Origin of the sequence: Flavobacterium panacagri, from assembly GCF_030378165.1 — a bacterium.
GTDB classification, from domain to species: domain Bacteria; phylum Bacteroidota; class Bacteroidia; order Flavobacteriales; family Flavobacteriaceae; genus Flavobacterium; species Flavobacterium panacagri.
The window spans coordinates 1303149-1321205 of record NZ_CP119766.1 but is presented as its reverse complement, the minus strand read 5'-3'; the positions used below and the strand labels follow the sequence as shown (position 1 = coordinate 1321205).

At 32.8% G+C, this 18057-nt stretch carries 18 protein-coding genes; 9 read left to right on the top strand and 9 right to left on the bottom strand.

From position 1 onward, the window contains the following. Positions 1–42 precede the first annotated feature (42 nt). The 7 genes from P2W65_RS06030 to P2W65_RS06000 all read right to left on the bottom strand — a co-directional run bounded on the left by P2W65_RS06030 (position 43) and on the right by P2W65_RS06000 (position 7870). Entirely contained in the window at positions 43–1059 is a 1017-nt protein-coding gene (locus tag P2W65_RS06030) for an HAD family hydrolase (protein ID WP_289664258.1), read from the bottom strand. Positions 1060–1125: 66 nt separating this feature from the next. Beyond that, complete coding sequence (locus P2W65_RS06025; protein ID WP_289664257.1) at positions 1126–2805, bottom strand: arylsulfatase; 1680 nt, start codon at positions 2803–2805, stop codon at positions 1126–1128. A 533-nt stretch (positions 2806–3338) separates the two neighbouring features. Then, on the bottom strand, positions 3339–4772 hold the full coding sequence (gene pyk, locus P2W65_RS06020; RefSeq protein WP_289664256.1) for a pyruvate kinase: 1434 nt from the start codon (positions 4770–4772) through the stop codon (positions 3339–3341). Between the two features lie 5 nt (positions 4773–4777). Next, entirely contained in the window at positions 4778–5266 is a 489-nt protein-coding gene (locus P2W65_RS06015) for an IPExxxVDY family protein (RefSeq protein ID WP_109191320.1), read from the bottom strand. A 125-nt stretch (positions 5267–5391) separates the two neighbouring features. Then, positions 5392–6132, bottom strand: a complete 741-nt coding sequence (gene rnc, locus P2W65_RS06010) for a ribonuclease III (protein WP_091490410.1) — start codon at positions 6130–6132, stop codon at positions 5392–5394. Between the two features lie 9 nt (positions 6133–6141). Further along, positions 6142–7395, bottom strand: a complete 1254-nt coding sequence (fabF, locus tag P2W65_RS06005; protein WP_289664254.1) for a beta-ketoacyl-ACP synthase II — start codon at positions 7393–7395, stop codon at positions 6142–6144. Positions 7396–7633: 238 nt separating this feature from the next. Continuing rightward, on the bottom strand, positions 7634–7870 hold the full coding sequence (locus P2W65_RS06000) for an acyl carrier protein (protein WP_007137004.1): 237 nt from the start codon (positions 7868–7870) through the stop codon (positions 7634–7636). A 175-nt stretch (positions 7871–8045) separates the two neighbouring features. On the opposite strand from P2W65_RS06000, the gene purN reads away from it, so the two are divergent. Further along, on the top strand, positions 8046–8609 hold the full coding sequence (purN, locus tag P2W65_RS05995) for a phosphoribosylglycinamide formyltransferase (RefSeq protein WP_289664190.1): 564 nt from the start codon (positions 8046–8048) through the stop codon (positions 8607–8609). Positions 8610–8686: 77 nt separating this feature from the next. After that, positions 8687–9160, top strand: coding sequence for a ribonuclease HI (rnhA, locus tag P2W65_RS05990; RefSeq protein ID WP_289664189.1), 474 nt, complete (start codon positions 8687–8689; stop codon positions 9158–9160). A gap of 52 nt (positions 9161–9212) precedes the next feature. Here rnhA and P2W65_RS05985 read toward each other — a convergent pair whose 3' ends face one another. Further along, positions 9213–9560 carry a DUF6249 domain-containing protein gene (locus P2W65_RS05985; RefSeq protein ID WP_289664187.1) on the bottom strand — a complete coding sequence of 116 codons (348 nt, stop codon included), beginning with the start codon at positions 9558–9560 and terminating at the stop codon, positions 9213–9215. A 368-nt stretch (positions 9561–9928) separates the two neighbouring features. Between P2W65_RS05985 and P2W65_RS05980 the strand changes: the two genes are divergently transcribed. From P2W65_RS05980 to P2W65_RS05950, 7 genes are all read left to right on the top strand, one after another. Beyond that, positions 9929–10516 carry an RNA polymerase sigma factor gene (locus P2W65_RS05980; RefSeq protein ID WP_289664186.1) on the top strand — a complete coding sequence of 196 codons (588 nt, stop codon included), beginning with the start codon at positions 9929–9931 and terminating at the stop codon, positions 10514–10516. Further along, complete coding sequence (locus P2W65_RS05975; protein WP_289664185.1) at positions 10500–10904, top strand: hypothetical protein; 405 nt, start codon at positions 10500–10502, stop codon at positions 10902–10904. The genes P2W65_RS05980 and P2W65_RS05975 overlap by 17 nt, the downstream gene beginning before the upstream one ends. A gap of 7 nt (positions 10905–10911) precedes the next feature. After that, the gene (locus P2W65_RS05970; protein WP_289664184.1) at positions 10912–11832 is read left to right on the top strand and encodes an alpha/beta hydrolase family protein; all 921 of its coding nucleotides are present in this window, start codon (positions 10912–10914) and stop codon (positions 11830–11832) included. A gap of 307 nt (positions 11833–12139) precedes the next feature. Next, entirely contained in the window at positions 12140–12421 is a 282-nt protein-coding gene (locus tag P2W65_RS05965; protein WP_289664182.1) for a type II toxin-antitoxin system HigB family toxin, read from the top strand. Positions 12422–12445: 24 nt separating this feature from the next. Next, on the top strand, positions 12446–13009 hold the full coding sequence (locus P2W65_RS05960) for a transcriptional regulator (RefSeq protein ID WP_289664181.1): 564 nt from the start codon (positions 12446–12448) through the stop codon (positions 13007–13009). A 390-nt stretch (positions 13010–13399) separates the two neighbouring features. Beyond that, positions 13400–14323, top strand: a complete 924-nt coding sequence (locus P2W65_RS05955) for a PfkB family carbohydrate kinase (protein WP_289664180.1) — start codon at positions 13400–13402, stop codon at positions 14321–14323. Between the two features lie 82 nt (positions 14324–14405). Continuing rightward, on the top strand, positions 14406–16304 hold the full coding sequence (locus P2W65_RS05950; RefSeq protein WP_289664179.1) for an amidophosphoribosyltransferase: 1899 nt from the start codon (positions 14406–14408) through the stop codon (positions 16302–16304). 1098 nt (positions 16305–17402) lie between these two features. On the opposite strand, the gene P2W65_RS05945 is transcribed toward P2W65_RS05950, so the two are convergent. Further along, on the bottom strand, positions 17403–18014 hold the full coding sequence (locus P2W65_RS05945) for a superoxide dismutase (RefSeq protein ID WP_095930681.1): 612 nt from the start codon (positions 18012–18014) through the stop codon (positions 17403–17405). Positions 18015–18057 lie beyond the last annotated feature (43 nt).

The window sequence follows — 18057 nt, the reverse complement described above, 5'->3', positions numbered from 1 at the left end:
AGCAAATCAGATCTATAATCATCAACTTGGAAACAGTAAATATTAATCTGCAAAAACTTTTTTCCAGTCGTCTTTTATACTAATAACATGATATTTATTTTTAGCAGCTGTATTTAATGAAAGATTATCTATTTCCTCATAATTATATTCTCTGATTGAATCATTATGATTTACAATCATTTGAAATGATGGATATTTATTTCCCTGCGAATATTTGAGCATAGCAAGGTCTCCAGCTCCGCCTTCATTACCACAGGCAAATACTGGACGTTGTCCGATATGAAGTTGAATACTAACAGGTTTTCCTTCTTTGTCATTAAAAAGATCCAAAGCAGGCTCTCTCTTGACCACATTTTTCTCCGGATCGTATTTATATTTAAAAGAAGTCCCCACAACTTGTTCTTTCGGGATACCATAAAACTCTTCAGAAATTCCCCGAACCACTTCGATTGTTCCTCCTGTTACGATAAATGTTTTAAATCCGTTGGCACGCAGATAATTCAAAAGTTCCAACTGAGGCTGATAACGGATCTGTTTTACAGCGACATTTTTTCCAGGAACTTTTGCATCTTTAAAAAAATCTAAAACCGAAGCTTCAAATTCATCTTCTGACATTCCGGTATGAGTTGCTGCCACCAATTCGATAAGCGCCTTGTCTCCGCCTTTTTCAAAGTAGCTTTTATCTTTTTCTAATACCGCTTTAAAAGGCTGTTTTTGTGCCAAAGCAGGATTGGCTTCCACCATTTTTTTTACTCGGTAAAAAGCAAATAATTCCTGAACCAATGGTTTTTCTGCCCAAAGCGTTCCATCATTATCAAATGTGGCAATTCGGTTCTGCACTGGAATAAAATCTGGGCTCCCCTCTTTGGTTACCTTTTCGACATAAGCAATAATATCTTTTTTTAAAGCACCATCATTCCAGCTCGGCAAAGGATCTCCATTATTTGTGACTAATGCCGTACTATCTTTTGGACTAATAATAGTAGTGTCTTCTGATTTGTTTTTACAAGAAATCAATAAAAACAAAAACAGAGGCAACACATATATTTTCTTATACATGATATTGATTTTTTGAAGTTAATAGAGCTTGAAGTATAGAAGATTCAAGCTCTATTTTTTATGTTTTTATTTTTTCTTTTTTGAAGCTGTCTCTTCGTCCTCTTTTAATTTAGGAAGTACATTTTTCTCAATATATTTTTGAGCTTTGATATCTTTCATCGCTTCTTCCATTATAGTATAAGCAGAGAAACTTGGCGGAATTGATCTTGGAGGATAATCCTTAAATGTTTCCGCAAATACGACTACATCTTGAATGGCACCATACATTAGCTGTACATGATTCATCTGCCAATCCCAGAAAGTATTCGAAGTAATATCAGCTCTTTCAAATGGATCCTGATATAAATTGAATATTTTCTGTAAACGCAGTTTTGTAAATGGTTCTGCCCAAACTCCCATTGTTCCTCCTAAACGCTGTTCTGCGAAAACATATTTATAATCTCCTTCTCTTAAACCAACTAAAAGTCCATCATCATCTGTATAAAAGAATTTATCTCTAGCGCTTTTTTGTGTTTTACCTTCTAAAAATTTACTTTGATCAAAACCATCTAAATGAACTTTATATGTTTTTCCGTTCGCATTGTAACCTTTTAAAAGTTTATTAATGATATCTGGCTCTCCTGCAATCGAAGCAAAAGTTGGGATCCAATCATTATGGCTCATCAATTCAGTCGTTACTCCTGGTTTAATATGCCCTGGCCAGCGAACGATACATGGTACACGGAAAGCTCCTTCCCAGTTGGTATTTTTCTCAGAACGGAATGGTGTCATCGCTCCGTCTGGCCATGTATTCATGTGAGGGCCATTATCTGTAGAATAAACCACAATAGTATTATCTGCAATTCCCAAATCATCTAATGCCTTTATAATACTTCCAATAGTTTCATCATGTTCGATCATACCATCGATGTATTCACTGTCACCATGGGTATATCTTCCTCTATGTTCTGCTCTAACATGTGTACGCAAGTGCATACGAGTAGCATTAAACCAGCAGAAAAATGGTTTTCCCGCGGCATGTTGTCTTTTAATAAAATCTATAGCTGCTGCGGATGTTTCATCATCTACTGTTTCCATTCTTTTTTTCGTAAGTGCTCCTGTGTCTTCGATTTTTTGTTTTCCAACTCTGCCAAAACGAGGATCTGTTGTCGCATCATCAACATTTGTTGCAGTACATTTCAAAACACCTCTAGGCCCAAATTTTTTCAAATACTCTGGATCTTTAGGATAATCAGGTAATTCTGGTTCTTCTTCTGCATTTAAGTGATATAAGTTGCCAAAGAATTCGTCAAAACCGTTTACAGTTGGTAAACTTTCGTTACGATCTCCTACGTGGTTTTTACCAAACTGTCCTGTTGTGTATCCCAAGCTTTTCATTATACCTCCTATAGAAGGGTCCAACTGGCTCATTCCCATAGGCGCTCCTGGGAAACCTACTTTTGTTAATCCAGTTCTAAGTCCATGCTGTCCTGTTAAAAAAGCAGCACGCCCAGCGGTACAGCTTTGTTCTCCGTAGTAATGCAAAAAGCGTAATCCTTCATTGGCTAAACGATCAATATTGGGAGTAGTATATCCCATAAGTCCATCGCTGTAAGCACTTATATTAGTTGTTCCGATATCATCTCCCCAAAGCACCAAAATATTTGGCTTTTTGCTCTGTGCAGTTACAGAAACTCCTGCAAAAAATAGTAGTGTAAATACCTTTATGGCAAATGTAAATCCGCATTTTCGTTTGATTTGTTTCATGATAATAAAAATTCGTTAATGATTCTTGTTATGTATATGAGGTTGTAAATCCAAAAAAAGAAATGGGAAAATGTAATTTTAAAAAGGCTTTTAATAAAGAGTAGGCTGTATTTTGAAGGTGTTTCAAATTTGTTTTTACTTAAAAATCTGAAACATAGTTTTTTAACTTTTTTTTTAAGCTTCTCAAAATTAACTAATAAATGAGCGAACAATTGTAATTATTTGGCGTCAGCTTGTTTCATTTTATAAAATGAAACAAGAAAAATGAAGAATTTGCACCAAAATGTTTCATTTTAGAAAATGAACACACTAAATGAACGGGAAAGTAATCTCTTTTACTTTTTATGTAAATAGGATAAAAAACTATTCAAAGTATATTTTATGGCAAAATGGAATAAAAATTTCTAGAAAATTTATCAAATGAAACAAAATTTACCATCATCTGACTTTGAAAGTATCAATAAAAAAGAAGTAAAAACAAAAAAAACCGCTTATGAACTAAGCGGTTTTTTAAAAATATTGTAGAGAAATTATTACTCGATTTGAGATACTCTCATCGTATTAACCATTCCTTTTTCTTTGATTGGCATTGCAGCAAGGTTGATTAAATAATCTCCTTTTTGTGCATATCCTTTTTCAACTGCAATTTGATTTACATCTGTTACAGTATCATCAGTACTTTCGTCATTATCATAGTAGAAAGATTTAACTCCCCATAATAAATTCAATTGTGTTAAGATTCTTCTGTTTGAAGTAAACACTAAAATATGAGCTGTAGAAGGTCTCCAAGCTGAAACTTGGAAAGCTGTATAACCGCTGTTTGTTAAAGTACAAATTGCTTTAGCTTCGATTTCATTAGCCAATAAAGTAGCTTGGTGGCAAACTGTTTTAGTTACAAAACGGTTTGTTTTAATTTGTGGTGTATTTTGAGGAACCTGGATTAATGGTGAATTCTCAACAGCCTCACAAATTTGAGCCATTCTCTGGATAACTTGAACTGGATAATTTCCTGTTGCAGTTTCTCCAGACAACATTACAGCATCTGCACCATCCATTACTGAGTTAGCAACGTCATTTACCTCTGCTCTTGTTGGAGTTAAACTTGTAATCATTGTTTCCATCATCTGTGTAGCAACGATAACAGGAATTCTAGCCGTTTTAGCTCTTCTGATCAAATCTTTTTGAACCAATGGCACTTCGTGAGCAGGAAGCTCAACACCAAGATCTCCACGAGCAACCATTAAACCATCGCAGTATGCTACAATTTTATCCATGTTCTCAAGAGCTTCTGGCATTTCAATTTTAGCAACGATTGGAATTTTTACTTCAGAATGTTTAGCGATTAATTCTTGTAAATCCTGTAAATCGCGTGGAGTTTTCACGAATGAAAGTGCGATCCAGTCTACCTTTTGTTCGATTGCGAAAATCGCATCTGCAATATCTTTTTCAGTTAAAGCTGGTAAAGAAATTTTTGTGTTTGGAAGATTAACGCCTTTTTTAGATTTTAATTCTCCACCTTGAATAACTTTAGCAACAACTTCTGTTTTTTTGTCAGTTGAAACAATTTCAAAAATAAGTTTACCATCGTCAAGTAAAATACGCTCTCCAACATTTACATCATTTGGAAAATTTTGGTATTTCATAAATGCTTTTTTTGCATTTCCGACAATATCTTCGGCAGTTGTAAAAGTGATTTCATCACCATCGTTTACCACAGTACCTTCTTCCATTACACCAACTCTAAGTTTTGGTCCTTGCAAATCTCCAAGGATTGCAGTTGTGTAACCAAACTCTTCGTTAAGGCTTCTAATAATATTAATTTTTTCTTTTACTCCTTCGTAATCTGCATGCGAAAAATTGATTCTAAACACATTAACACCTGCTTCGATCATGTCTTTAATGATCTCTCTTGTACTACAAGCGGGGCCAAGTGTAGCAACAATTTTGGTTTTCTTGTTTGTTAGCATTTTTTTTAAAAAATTAGATTGTTTTTTGATTTTATATTGTCCGTATCGACAGCATAAATTGCTGCAATACTTTCGATTGTTTTTAATTTTTGTTGAATTTCTGAAAAATTAAGCGCCTCTTCGCTATTGTCTATTTTCAGGAAAAAATCGACTTTTTTAAATTCAGGAAGTAAATGAATTGTTGTCGAAACCTCACTTGTTTCATTAGAAAACAAATTCTGAAAATCATTTGTACTCACAGAAATGATTTCGTTTTTATTCTGAATTAAATTCCAGGAAACAGCTTTTTCTTCATCATAATAATAGAATCTTGAAAAATTTGCTTCTCCTTCCTTAGTTTGAGCATGGATCTCGTTTTTGCTCTTACTTAAGTTTATCGGAAGGATTTTATTGATAAAATAGGCTAATCTATAATCTTCTAATGAAGTATGAATTGCCATTAAATAATAATCAATTTCGTCAAATTCGTCTAAATCCAATTTATGAATAGCCATGTCTTGAAAAATCAAGTTGTAAATATACTATTTCTAAACGGAGCTTCAACAGTTATGACATGGTTGTTTTGTTAAATTATAAACGAAAACGTTATAGCATTGTGATACTTACAACATTTTTGCAGCTATTTCTTGTCAATTTTTTCTTGAAATGCAAAATAAGCTCTCTGCGATGCTTTTTCTTCTGCTTTCTTTTTTGAAGTTGCTCTCGCTCTTGCAACAACTTTATCATCAATACTTAATTTGACACCAAATAAACGCTGTCCATCTATGCCGTTATCTTCAAAAATGTCATAATGAAAAACTCTTTTTTCCTTCTGACACCATTCGATAACAAGACTTTTATAACTTATCACTTTTCCTTCTAATCGAGCAATATCGACATAAGGAGTAACTACTCTTTTTTGAATAAATCGTTCGCAGAAAGAATAACCTTTATCTAAATAAATAGCACCAATAAGAGATTCGAAAATATTTCCATGAATATTTTCTCCAAAATGCTGAATCGGCACTTTACTTTCTACAAACTGCACTAGATTTAAATCTTTACCTAATTCGTTCAAATGCTCACGACTCACAATTTTTGAACGCATTTTGGTTAAATAGCCTTCATCTCCATTTGGCGCTTTGTTAAATAAATGTGCTGCAATAACAGCACTTAACATTGCATCTCCTAAAAATTCTAATCGCTCATAATTAATAGGATGCCCATTAGAATCTAATTTATTAGAAGAACGATGTGTGAAAGCTCTTCTATAAAAATCAACATTTGAAGGCGGAAAACCAAGAATTTTCTGAATAGTGTCAAAAAAAATCCCGTCTTCTAGAGAACGGGATTTAGAAAATATTTTTTTGATAATATTCATATACAGAAATTAGTCAACTAATTTTTTAAACAATACGCAAGCATTATGTCCACCAAAACCAAATGTATTACTCATGGCAACATTTACCTCTCTTTTTTGAGGTTTGTTTAAAGTAAGATTTAAAGATGGATCAATATTCTCGTCAACAACTGTATGGTTAATCGTTGGAGGAACAATTCCGTTTTGCATTGCCAAGATAGAAGCAATAGCTTCGATAGCTCCAGCAGCACCAAGTAAGTGTCCTGTCATTGATTTTGTTGAGTTGATGTTGATATTTTTAGCGTGATCGCCAAAAACAGCACTAATCGCTTTTAACTCAGCAACGTCTCCTAATGGAGTAGAAGTTCCGTGAGTATTAATATGATCTACTTGATCAGGTGTCATTCCAGCATCTCTTAAAGTATTCTCCATTACAGCAATAACTCCAATTCCTTCTGGATGTGGTGCAGTCAAGTGATAAGCATCAGATGACATTCCGCCTCCGCCAATTTCGCAATAGATTTTTGCTCCTCTGGCTTTAGCATGTTCGTAATCTTCCAAAACCAAAGCTCCCGCTCCTTCTCCTAGAACGAAACCATCTCTGGTTGCATCAAAAGGTCTTGAAGCTGTTTCTGGACTTTCGTTTCTTGTAGATAAAGCGTGCATTGAGCTGAAACCTCCCATACCAGCAATTGTAACTGCTGCTTCAGAACCTCCAGAAACAATAACATCGCACATTCCTAAACGAATGTAATTGAAAGCATCGATCAATGCATTTGCAGAAGATGCACAAGCAGAAACCGTAGTATAATTTGGTCCCATATATCCATTACGCATAGAAATATGTGCAGGTGCAATATCGGCAATCATTTTAGGGATAAAGAAAGGATTGAACTTTGGAGTTCCATCCCCTTTTGCATAATACAATACTTCTTCTTGGAAAGTCTCTAAACCTCCAATTCCTGCTCCCCAGATAACACCAACTCTTTGTTTGTTTACGTTATCGTTTGTAATTCCAGCATCTTTAATAGCTTCATCACTGGCAGCAACAGCGTACTGTGCAAATTTATCTAATCGACGAGATTCCTTGCGATCCATGTAATCTTCAATATTGAAGTTTTTCACTTCGCAGGCAAATTTCGTTTTATGCTTTTCTGTATCATAATATGTTATAGGAGCCGCTCCGCTAACCCCATTCACAAGTGCGTTCCAATATTCTTGGATATTATTCCCTATAGGAGTAAGTGCACCTAATCCTGTTACAACAACTCGCCTTAATGCCATAAATATGTGTTTTGTACTTTAAACAAATAAAACCCACGCTTTCTTAACTTGTTGTTACTTAAGAGCCATGGGAATTACAATATAAATATATCTTTTTGATTGAATATCAATCTAATTTTAAAATTTAAAAAAATAATAACACCCGATCCTTAAAAATTTCAAATTTCAAAAATCAAATTCCAATTGGAATTTGGAATTTCAAAAAAATTGGGATTTTTAGAAATCGGGTGTGGTATTATTATTTTTTAGCTTCTTCGATATAAGAAATAGCTTGACCAACAGTAGCAATGTTTTCTGCTTGATCGTCTGGAATTTGAATATCAAATTCTTTTTCGAATTCCATAATAAGCTCAACAGTGTCTAATGAGTCAGCTCCTAAATCATTAGTGAAGCTTGCTTCTGTTACAACTTCGTTTTCGTCAACACCTAATTTGTCTACGATAATCGCTTTTACTCTTGATGCAATGTCTGACATAATCTTTAATTTTAGAATTTAATTTGTTGGCAAAAATAAAAAACTTTATTTTAAAACAACTATTTAGTTTATAAATGTGACACTAATTTATAAAATTAATTTCAAGAAAGCCGTTTGAAAGCTATTTATTTTCGTTTTTTATTCCGTTTTTTGCATTCTCAAAATAAATTCAATTATGAAAAAAATCATCGTTTTTGCCTCAGGATCAGGAACTAACGCAGAGAACATTATAAAATATTTTTCGAATACTGAAATTGCAAAGGTTGTTTCAATTTTTACAAATAATGCTTCAGCAAAAGTTATCGACAGAGCAAAAAATCATCAAATTCCAGTTGAAATCTTCGAAAAAAACGAACTTTTAAAACGAAATGTATTACAAAAAATACAAAAAATCGACCCGGATTTGATCGTTCTTGCCGGCTTCTTATTAAAATTCCCAGAAAACATAATTGAACAATATCCAAATAAAATAATCAACATCCATCCAGCACTTTTACCTAAATACGGAGGCAAAGGAATGTATGGAATGCACATTCATAGAGCAATAGTAAATAATAAGGAGAAAGAAACCGGAATTTCTATTCATTATGTAAATGAACATTACGATGAAGGCGGTATTATTTTCCAAGCAAACGTTGCAATAAATGACGAAGACACTCCTGAAACTGTTGCAGAAAAGATTCACGAACTAGAACAAAAACACTTTCCAGAAATTATTCATAGATTATTAGGAGAATAAAGTCCAATTCAAAAATCAATATCAATTATTTTAGACAAAGGATATTTAATCTAAAGTCTAAAATCTACAATTAAAAAATGCACGAAGTACATATATATACAGATGGCGCGGCAAAAGGAAATCCTGGAAATGGCGGTTACGGCGTGGTAATGGAATTGGTAGGCACTCCATATAAAAAAGAATTTTACGAAGGCTTTCGCCTAACAACTAATAACCGAATGGAGCTTCTTGCTGTAATTGTCGGTTTAGAAAAATTGAAAAACCCAAACATGAAAGTGCTTGTGGTTTCAGATTCTAAATATGTGGTGGATTCTGTCGAAAAGAAATGGGTTTTTGGATGGGAGAAAAAAGGATACAAAGACAAAAAAAATCCAGATTTATGGAAACGTTTTTTAATTGCCTACCGAAAACACCAAGTCGATTTCAAATGGATCAAAGGACACAACAATCATCCGCAAAACGAACGCTGTGATCAATTGGCCGTTATGGCATCCATGCAACCCAAACTTTCGGTGGATGTTTATTACGAAACTGTCGCTTCTAAAGAATAAAAAAACGCATCAAATAACTGATGCGTTTTTTGTACTCGTCCTATTTTATTGATTACTCTTTATCTAAATCTTTTGCTGTTTTAAATCCAGTCAAAAGCCCTATTCCTGACATGATGAAAATAATTGCAGGATAAACCGCTCCATCGTCAAGTGAAGTATAAGTTGTAATAAGTAATCCAATAAAAATTCCAACACCGCTACCTATTAGCAAGAATGCTATATTTACTACAAAGATTTTCCAAGCTGGAACTCTGTTTGCTTTTCCTTGCATAAAAATACTGGCATCTACACCTTTTTCTATAAGAGCCATACGTTCTCTATTTCTTGTTGAATAAATAAGATAAACAATCCCGAAGATCATTAAGAATAAGCTTATTGGAATTAAAATTTTTGAATCCATGATATTTATGTTTTTAATTGATTGATATATTCCATAGGACGAGGCTTTTTTAATTGAGGTTACAAGTTTTTAGAAAAAAATTCAATTTTTAAATTCCAAATTCCAAAACTAATTGATTAACAATTAATTTTGAATAAAAAAAACTAACAATGATATTTTTGTCATCTCGACGGAGGAGAGATCACACACACGAGACTCGACAAAGATTGTGCATTTTCTTTGAAAAGCTCAGACGACAGTATTGCAGTCAAACTTTGCCAAAGTTCAATTCTTATATATAAGATTTCTAAGTTGGAATTTCAAAAAATTGGAATTTTATTTTCAATTTTCTTGTAACCTAAACAAACAAACTGTCGTCCTATATAATTATGAGCACATTAACCGATCAACATTATATCGATAAAATTCTACAGGGCGAAACCAATGCCTTCGCTGTTCTTGTGGATCGTTATAAGGATATGATCTTTACTTTGGCTTTAAAAATGGTTAAAAACCGTGAAGAAGCTGAAGAAGTTGCTCAGGATACGTTTATTAAGATTTACAATTCATTAAATAAATTTAAAGGAGAATCGAAATTTTCGACTTGGATTTACAAGATTGCTTATAATACGTGTCTGGACAGATTAAAGAAAAACAAAAAAGAAGATTTAAACATTTCGATAGATGAATTTTCATCCCATTTAATTAAAACGATGGATAATGCGCTAAGTGCTTTAGAAGAAAAAGAACGAAAGCAAACGATTCAGAAATGTTTAAATTTATTACCCAGTGATGAAAACTTCCTTTTAACTCTTTTTTACTTTGATGATCAGAATTTAGAAGAAATCGGAAAGATCATGAATGTGTCGGCCAATAATGCCAAAGTAAAATTATTTAGGAGCCGACAGAAATTAGCCGTAATTTTGAGACAGCAGTTAGAACCAGAAATAATAGAATTTTATGAAAGAGAGCGATAAAAATATAGAACAACTTATTGAGAAAATGATGGCTGAAGACAAACTGCAGTCGCCATCAATAGATTTTACTTCTAAAATAATGGCTGAAGTTCATGTATTAGAAGAGAAAAAACTCAAAGCATATAAACCATTAATTTCTAAACCCGTTTGGATTTCTATCGGATTGGCTTTAGCCGCTTTAGTCATTTACGTTTCTCTTTTTTCTGTTTCTGAAAACAATTTTAAAATTGACGAAATCGGAAAATTATATTCTGATAAAATCTCGAACACTTTTTCAGGAATTCATTTTTCTAAAAACACCTTATATGCGATTTTAATTGTTCCTTTTATGATCTTGGTTCAGATTGGGATTTTGAAGAATTATTTTGATAAGAAATATGAACTATAGATTTGAAATGAAAAATAAAACAGTAATTTTTAAACATGTTCTAAGAACAAAAAAAACATTCAAATATTCTATCTTACTATTATTGTTAGTTGTGACTAATTATGCATCTGCAATTCAGCCAAACTTTACTACTGAGGAAATAAAATTTGTTAGTGAAGGAGTTTCTCTCGCTGGAACCATTTTTACACCTAAGAACATAGAAGCAGCCGTTGTGATTGTTCATGGATCTGGACAAGAAAAAAGAATGATAGACTTTGCTACAACCCTAGCCAATAATGGAATTGCAGTTTTAACCTATGATAAACGTGGCGTTGGAGAATCAGCTGGTGTATATGCCGGCCCTGAAGTAGGAACTAACAATGTTGACTTTTCAAACCTAAATCTTTTGTCTTTAGATGCGAGTGCCGCTGTAAATACCTTATCTAAATCTTTACCCAATGATAAAATAGCAATAGGCTTAATAGGTGGTAGTCAAGCTGGATGGATAATTCCATTGGCTGCTGAGAAAAATAAGAAAGTTAAATTTATGACCATATTTAGCGGAGCACTTATAACAGTTAAAGAACAATTGAGATTCCAATTTTATACCAATGGAGATCAAAATTTTTGGGACACACACTCCGAAGAAGATACAAGAAAACATGTGTTTAATGACCCTGACAAATATGAGTTTATTGATACGAATCCTAATGATGTTCTTTCTAAATTATCAATTTCAGGAATTTGGATTTTTGGAGGCAAAGACATTCAAGTTCCTGTAAAGCTATCAGTCGAATATCTTGATAAACTAAAATCTAAAGGAAAACAATATGAATATAAATTGTTTCCGAACTTGGGTCACAATACAGCATTTTCAAACGATGAAGAACCTATGAAAGATGCTATTAATTGGATAAAAAATATAAGTAACCTAAAAAATCAGAAGTAAAAAAAAAAGATGGGCAATATCGCTAAAAATTGGTTTACACAATTGCTGATTTTGTAGTTACCAGACGTTTTATTTTCTTGAAGACTTTTTTTTATCTTAGCAGAGAATACCCAACCTATTTTGATAGCAAATACGTAAACAGATCGAATCCTAGACGATACCTTATTGCAAATCAAAAAACAACTCGCAAATCAAAAATTCTAAAAGTTCTAATTATTTCAGAACTTTTATACATATATTTGTAGTCATTATGGAAATAATTGGAATAAAGCATTTAGAGAAACTGAAAAGAAAGAATAAGGGAAACATGTTATTACACAATGCAATAGATAAATTATTTAATGATTTTAAAAACAGCAATTGGAGCAATAAATTAGATATTATTAATGAAAGAGCAGATGCGGATTGTGTTTATGATGATTTTTATTTTTTTGACATTAATATTCATAGAGTTTTTATATTGATAGAATTTGAAGACGATGAAGCAACGATAGTATGGTGTGGAAATCATGATGAATATGAAACCACATTCAAAAACAATAAAAATACAATCAAGAAATGGTTAAAAGATAAAGGACATATTTCATAAAAAACCTTAGCAATAATTAAAAACATGAAAACACAAATAGATTTAAAACAGATATTAAAAAAAGGTGCTATTTCTGATGAAATTGGTCTTGAAAGAGCAATGATTCTAGATAGAAAACTTCGATTGCTTGTGAAAGACCACCCCGAATTAACAGACCAAAGAAAACAACTTCGAGCAATTATTAAAGAATATGAAAATGAACATTGGAATAAAGATTCAATTGTTTCAGATGAAAAAATACAAGAAAGTGATTTAGCAGAATTTATCGCGGAACAAGAAAGAATATTTTTAGAAAACAGAAAAAATATAATTAAAGATAAAATTTCTAAACATGGTATAAACCAACAAGATTTAGGTGTAATTTTAGGTCATGGTAAATCTTATATGTCAGAACTCATGAATGGAATTAGCCCTTTTACCAATAGAGATTTAATAATTATTCATCGTTTATTTCACATCAAACTTGAAAATCTAATTCCTACAGTTATAACTCAAAAAGATAGAAGCAAAATTAAAGCATCAATATTAAAAATAAATAAACCTAGCCTAAAATTAGCCAAATTAGATTTAGAAAAAAGCTTCGACTAACAACAACTAAATCTAAAATGGATTTTGACTAACTGGTTTAAAAGAAAGATAGTGTGGTTGGGTTTTGCTTCACCTTTTCGATATTCCCTTAATTTATCCCTAAACCCACTATAGTAAAGCAACGATTAACTTAAAATCATTTTAATCATTGGAGTTTTAATCATAAGAAGAAAATCAATTGTAAATTATTCGCAATTATTTTCAAAAAACTTGCATCTTTAATCTAAAAAACATATTTTAATCTCGTTAAAAATTCAATTTTAACCAATTCATTTACAATAGTTTTACTTCGAAATCGTTGTCATTTTTTTAAGAAAATTTTGAGAACCCAAACCATTGCAAGATTGTAACTTATGAAGTATCTTTGCACCCTAATTCGAAATTCATAAAATGAATAAATTATTGATTGTTGGAACAGTTGCTTTCGACGCGATTGAAACTCCTTTCGGAAAAACAGATAAAATATTAGGTGGTGCTGCAACCTACATCGGATTATCGGCATCATTTTTTAACTTGCAATCGGCCATTGTTTCTGTAGTTGGCGACGATTTCCCTCAAGAACATTTAGATCTTTTAACTTCAAAAAATATTGATATCTCTGGTGTCGAAATTGTAAAAGGAGGAAAGACTTTTTTCTGGAGCGGTTTATACCACAACGATTTAAATTCTAGAGACACTCTTGTAACCGAGTTAAACGTTTTAGCTGATTTTCAGCCAAAAGTTCCTCAAAACTACAAAGATGCTGATGTTGTGATGTTAGGAAACTTACATCCATTAGTGCAAAGCAGTGTTCTAGATCAAATGGAGAAAAAACCAAAATTAGTAGTTTTAGATACTATGAACTTTTGGATGGACTGCGCTCTTCCAGAATTATTAGACGTTATTAAACGTGTAGATGTTATTACAATCAATGACGAAGAAGCAAGACAGCTTTCTGGTGAATATTCATTAGTAAAAGCGGCGGCTAAAATCCAAGACATGGGGCCAAAATATGTGGTAATCAAAAAAGGAGAACACGGCGCACTTTTATTCCATAATAGAGAAGTATTCTTTGCACCAGCTTTACCATTAGAAGAAGTTTTCGATCCAACTGGAGCCGGAGACACTTTTGCAGGTGGTTTTTCTGGATTTATTGCGCAAAGCGAAAACATTTCTTTTGGAAATATGAAGAACGCAATTATTTACGGTTCAAATTTAGCTTCGTTCTGCGTCGAGAAATTCGGAACCGAAAGGATGGAAAACTTAAGCAAAGCAGAAGTAGCGATTCGATTACAGCAATTTAAGTCGTTAACTCAGTTTGACATAGAAATATAATGCCTAAGAGCCTCGATAAAACGGGGCTTTTTTATTACGTTAATACACACAACTTACAACAACACACAAATAACAAAAAACAATGAGCGACGCTTTAAAACACGAATGTGGTATAGCCTTAGTTAGACTACTAAAACCGCTTGAATATTATAAAGAAAAATACGGAACTGCTTTTTACGGAATTCAGAAGATGTATTTAATGATGGAAAAACAGCATAACCGCGGACAAGACGGCGCTGGTTTTGCAAGCATTAAACTGGATGTTGAACCTGGACAACGCTATATCAGCAGAGTTCGTTCTAATCATTCACAACCTATTCAAGATGTTTTCAAACAAATCAATGAGCGTGTTAGCGAAGAGCTAAAAGCACATCCTGAATTGGGAGATAATATGACAGAACTAAAAGCAAACATTCCTTATGTAGGAGAATTGTTTTTAGGCCACGTTCGTTACGGAACTTTTGGAAAAAACAGCATTGAAAGCGTTCACCCATTTTTACGTCAAAGCAACTGGATGCACCGTAACTTGATTTTGGCAGGAAACTTTAACATGACCAATGTTAAAGAACTTTTCGAAAATCTGGTTGAATTAGGACAGCATCCAAAAGAAATGGCAGATACTGTTACTGTAATGGAAAAAATTGGTCACTTCTTAGATAAAGAAGTAATGCAATTGTACCAAGATTGTAAAGCTGAAGGATATTCTAAAAGAGAAGCCTCTCCAGTTATTGCTGAGCGCTTGGATATTGGTAAAATATTAGCTCGTTCAGCCAAAAACTTAGATGGAGGTTATGCTATGGCTGGTTTATTAGGTCATGGTGATGCTTTTGTTTTTAGAGATCCGGCAGGAATTCGTCCAGCATATTTTTATCAAGATGATGAAGTTGTTGTCGTAGCTTCTGAAAGACCCGTTATTCAAACTGTATTTAATGTCCCTTTTGAAAGTGTTCAAGAAATCGATCCAGGAAACGCTTTGATTATCAAGAAAAGCGGAAAAGTTTCGATGCAGCAAATCTTAGAACCAACGGTTAAAAAAGCATGTTCGTTTGAAAGAATTTATTTCTCAAGAGGAAGTGATGCTGAAATCTATCAAGAACGTAAAGATTTAGGAAAATTAATTTTACCAGCTGTTCTTAAAGCAATTGACAGCGATACAGATAATACTGTTTTCTCTTACATTCCAAATACAGCAGAAACTTCATTTTATGGTTTAGTTGAAGCGGCTCAGGATTTTTTAAATCAAAGAAAAAACAATTATATTTTAGAAAACAGAAATACGCTTACTGCAGATACTCTTCAGGAACTTTTAGCTGTAAAAATACGTACAGAGAAAGTAGCCATTAAAGATGCTAAACTTAGAACCTTTATAACTGAAGACAGCAGTCGTGACGATTTAGTAGCTCACGTTTACGACGTTACCTACGGCGTAATTAAACCTGAAGATAATTTAGTAATTATCGACGATAGTATTGTTCGTGGTACTACATTGAAAATGAGTATCATTAAAATGATGGATCGTTTAAAACCAAAACGTATTGTAATCGTTTCATCTGCTCCACAAATTCGTTACCCAGATTGTTACGGAATTGACATGGCAAAATTAGAAGGTTTAGTTGCTTTTAGAGCAGCACTTGCTTTATTAAAAGAAAGAAACCTTTACCATATTGTAGATGAAGTTTATGCTAAATGTAAAGCACAAGAAAATTTCTCAGATAAAGATGTTGTAAATTATGTAACAGAAATTTACGATCAATTTACAGATGAAGAGATTTCAGATAAAATAGCCGAAATGTTAAGCTCGCCAGAAATAAACGCCGAAGTGAAAATTATTTTCCAGACAGTAGAAGATCTTCACAAAGCGTGTCCTAAAAATTTAGGCGACTGGTACTTCACAGGAGACTACCCTACTCCGGGTGGAAATCGAGTTGTAAACCGTGCTTTTATGAATTTTTACGAAGGAAAAGACGCTCGAGCTTATTAAAAAAGTATTAACAAAAGGTTAATTTGTGCATTTCATCGGTTTTTTTTGCCGTTCATCCTGTTTGTTTGGTAAAATTGAAAAGCTACAATACTTTTGAGATACCATAACATTAGTAGGTTAAGTTTATGGTAGATTTGGGGCAAAAAGGGTGGAAGCAATTCCACCTTTTTTATTGGAATAAACTCAAATATTTCTGACACAGTAAATTATAATTCTCTTAATCGGATATATTTACCTTTTATCTGAAAAATTTCTTTAACACTAATAACTGCTATACATTTACTAAACCATAACATTAGTAGGTTAAGTTTATGGTAGATTTGGGGCAAAAAAGGCGGATGTATTTCCGCCTTTTTTATTTTCTTTTTTTTAGAAAAGAATATAGATTGTCTCTTTAAAAGAAAAAAAAACAAAACTTCCCTTCTTTCTATAACCAAAAATCTTTACTCTATTTTCTTTATTCTATACTCTACAGATTATCATTATTAAATATCTTTCCTTTAACAGGACACGGTCATAAAGTATATTCCATTTATCGGATATACTTACTTTTCATCCGAAATGTTTTTTTCAAAATAACTACTAATATACCTTTACTAAACCATAACATAGTAGGTTAAGTTTATGGTAGATTTGGGGCAAAAAAGGTGGAAGTTATTCCACCTTTTTTATTTTCTTTTTTTTTAGAAAAGAATATAGATTGTCTCTTTAAAAGAAAAAAAAACAAAACTTCCCTTCTTTCTATAACCAAAAATCTTTACTCTATTTTCTTTATTCTATACTCTACAGATTATCATCTTAAATATCTTTCCTTTAAAAGGACACGGTCATAAAGTATATTCCATTTATCGGATATACTTACTTTTCATCCGAAATGTTTTTTTCACACTAATCACTACTATACCTTTACTAAACCATGACATTAGTAGGTTAAGTTTATGGTAGATTTGGGGCAAAAAAGGCGGAAGAGATTCCGCCTTTTTTATTTTATTTTTTTAGAGAAAAGAAAATAGATTATAGAATAAAGACTAAAATTTTGGACATAAAAAAAGACGAACCTATGGCTCGTCTTTTTTCTATATTCTATGCTCTATTTTCTTATTTATCTAAAGCAAATCTTCTAGCCACTTCTGTCCAGTTAATTACACTGAAGAAAGCTTCGATGTAATCTGGTCTTCTGTTTTGATAGTTTAAGTAGTAAGCGTGCTCCCAAACGTCCATTCCTAAGATTGGAGTTCCACCGTTACCAGCAACTTCCGGCATTAATGGATTATCTTGATTTGGAGTACCTACAACCTCTAATTTCCCTCCTTTTTGAACTGTTAACCAAGCCCATCCAGAACCAAATTGTGTTGCTCCAGCTTTAGCAAATTTAGCTTTAAATTCTTCGAATGATCCGAAAGAAGCTTCGATTGCTGCTAATAAATCTCCTGTTGGTAATCCTCCTCCATTTGGAGACATCACTGTCCAGAATAAATTATGGTTGTAGAAACCACCACCATTGTTACGAACTGCAGCGTTAGATTTATCTAAGTTGATTAAGATGTTTTCGATTGTTTTTCCTTCTAAATCTGTTCCAGCAATTGCCGCGTTAAGATTTGTAGTATAAGCATTGTGATGCTTTGTATGATGGATTTCCATTGTACGTGCATCAATATGTGGTTCTAATGCATCGTATGCATAAGGTAATTGTGGTAATTCAAAAGCCATGGTATTACGATTTTTATGGTTTATAATAATTTATCCCAAATTT

Coding starts and splice junctions, on each gene's coding strand:
- P2W65_RS06030 (WP_289664258.1), bottom strand. CDS start 1,059: ATGTATAAGAAAATATATGTGTTGCCTCTGTTTTTGTTTTTATTGATT.
- P2W65_RS06025 (WP_289664257.1), bottom strand. CDS start 2,805: ATGAAACAAATCAAACGAAAATGCGGATTTACATTTGCCATAAAGGTA.
- pyk (WP_289664256.1), bottom strand. CDS start 4,772: ATGCTAACAAACAAGAAAACCAAAATTGTTGCTACACTTGGCCCCGCT.
- P2W65_RS06015 (WP_109191320.1), bottom strand. CDS start 5,266: ATGGCTATTCATAAATTGGATTTAGACGAATTTGACGAAATTGATTAT.
- rnc (WP_091490410.1), bottom strand. CDS start 6,132: ATGAATATTATCAAAAAAATATTTTCTAAATCCCGTTCTCTAGAAGAC.
- fabF (WP_289664254.1), bottom strand. CDS start 7,395: ATGGCATTAAGGCGAGTTGTTGTAACAGGATTAGGTGCACTTACTCCT.
- P2W65_RS06000 (WP_007137004.1), bottom strand. CDS start 7,870: ATGTCAGACATTGCATCAAGAGTAAAAGCGATTATCGTAGACAAATTA.
- purN (WP_289664190.1), top strand. CDS start 8,046: ATGAAAAAAATCATCGTTTTTGCCTCAGGATCAGGAACTAACGCAGAG.
- rnhA (WP_289664189.1), top strand. CDS start 8,687: ATGCACGAAGTACATATATATACAGATGGCGCGGCAAAAGGAAATCCT.
- P2W65_RS05985 (WP_289664187.1), bottom strand. CDS start 9,560: ATGGATTCAAAAATTTTAATTCCAATAAGCTTATTCTTAATGATCTTC.
- P2W65_RS05980 (WP_289664186.1), top strand. CDS start 9,929: ATGAGCACATTAACCGATCAACATTATATCGATAAAATTCTACAGGGC.
- P2W65_RS05975 (WP_289664185.1), top strand. CDS start 10,500: ATGAAAGAGAGCGATAAAAATATAGAACAACTTATTGAGAAAATGATG.
- P2W65_RS05970 (WP_289664184.1), top strand. CDS start 10,912: ATGAAAAATAAAACAGTAATTTTTAAACATGTTCTAAGAACAAAAAAA.
- P2W65_RS05965 (WP_289664182.1), top strand. CDS start 12,140: ATGTTATTACACAATGCAATAGATAAATTATTTAATGATTTTAAAAAC.
- P2W65_RS05960 (WP_289664181.1), top strand. CDS start 12,446: ATGAAAACACAAATAGATTTAAAACAGATATTAAAAAAAGGTGCTATT.
- P2W65_RS05955 (WP_289664180.1), top strand. CDS start 13,400: ATGAATAAATTATTGATTGTTGGAACAGTTGCTTTCGACGCGATTGAA.
- P2W65_RS05950 (WP_289664179.1), top strand. CDS start 14,406: ATGAGCGACGCTTTAAAACACGAATGTGGTATAGCCTTAGTTAGACTA.
- P2W65_RS05945 (WP_095930681.1), bottom strand. CDS start 18,014: ATGGCTTTTGAATTACCACAATTACCTTATGCATACGATGCATTAGAA.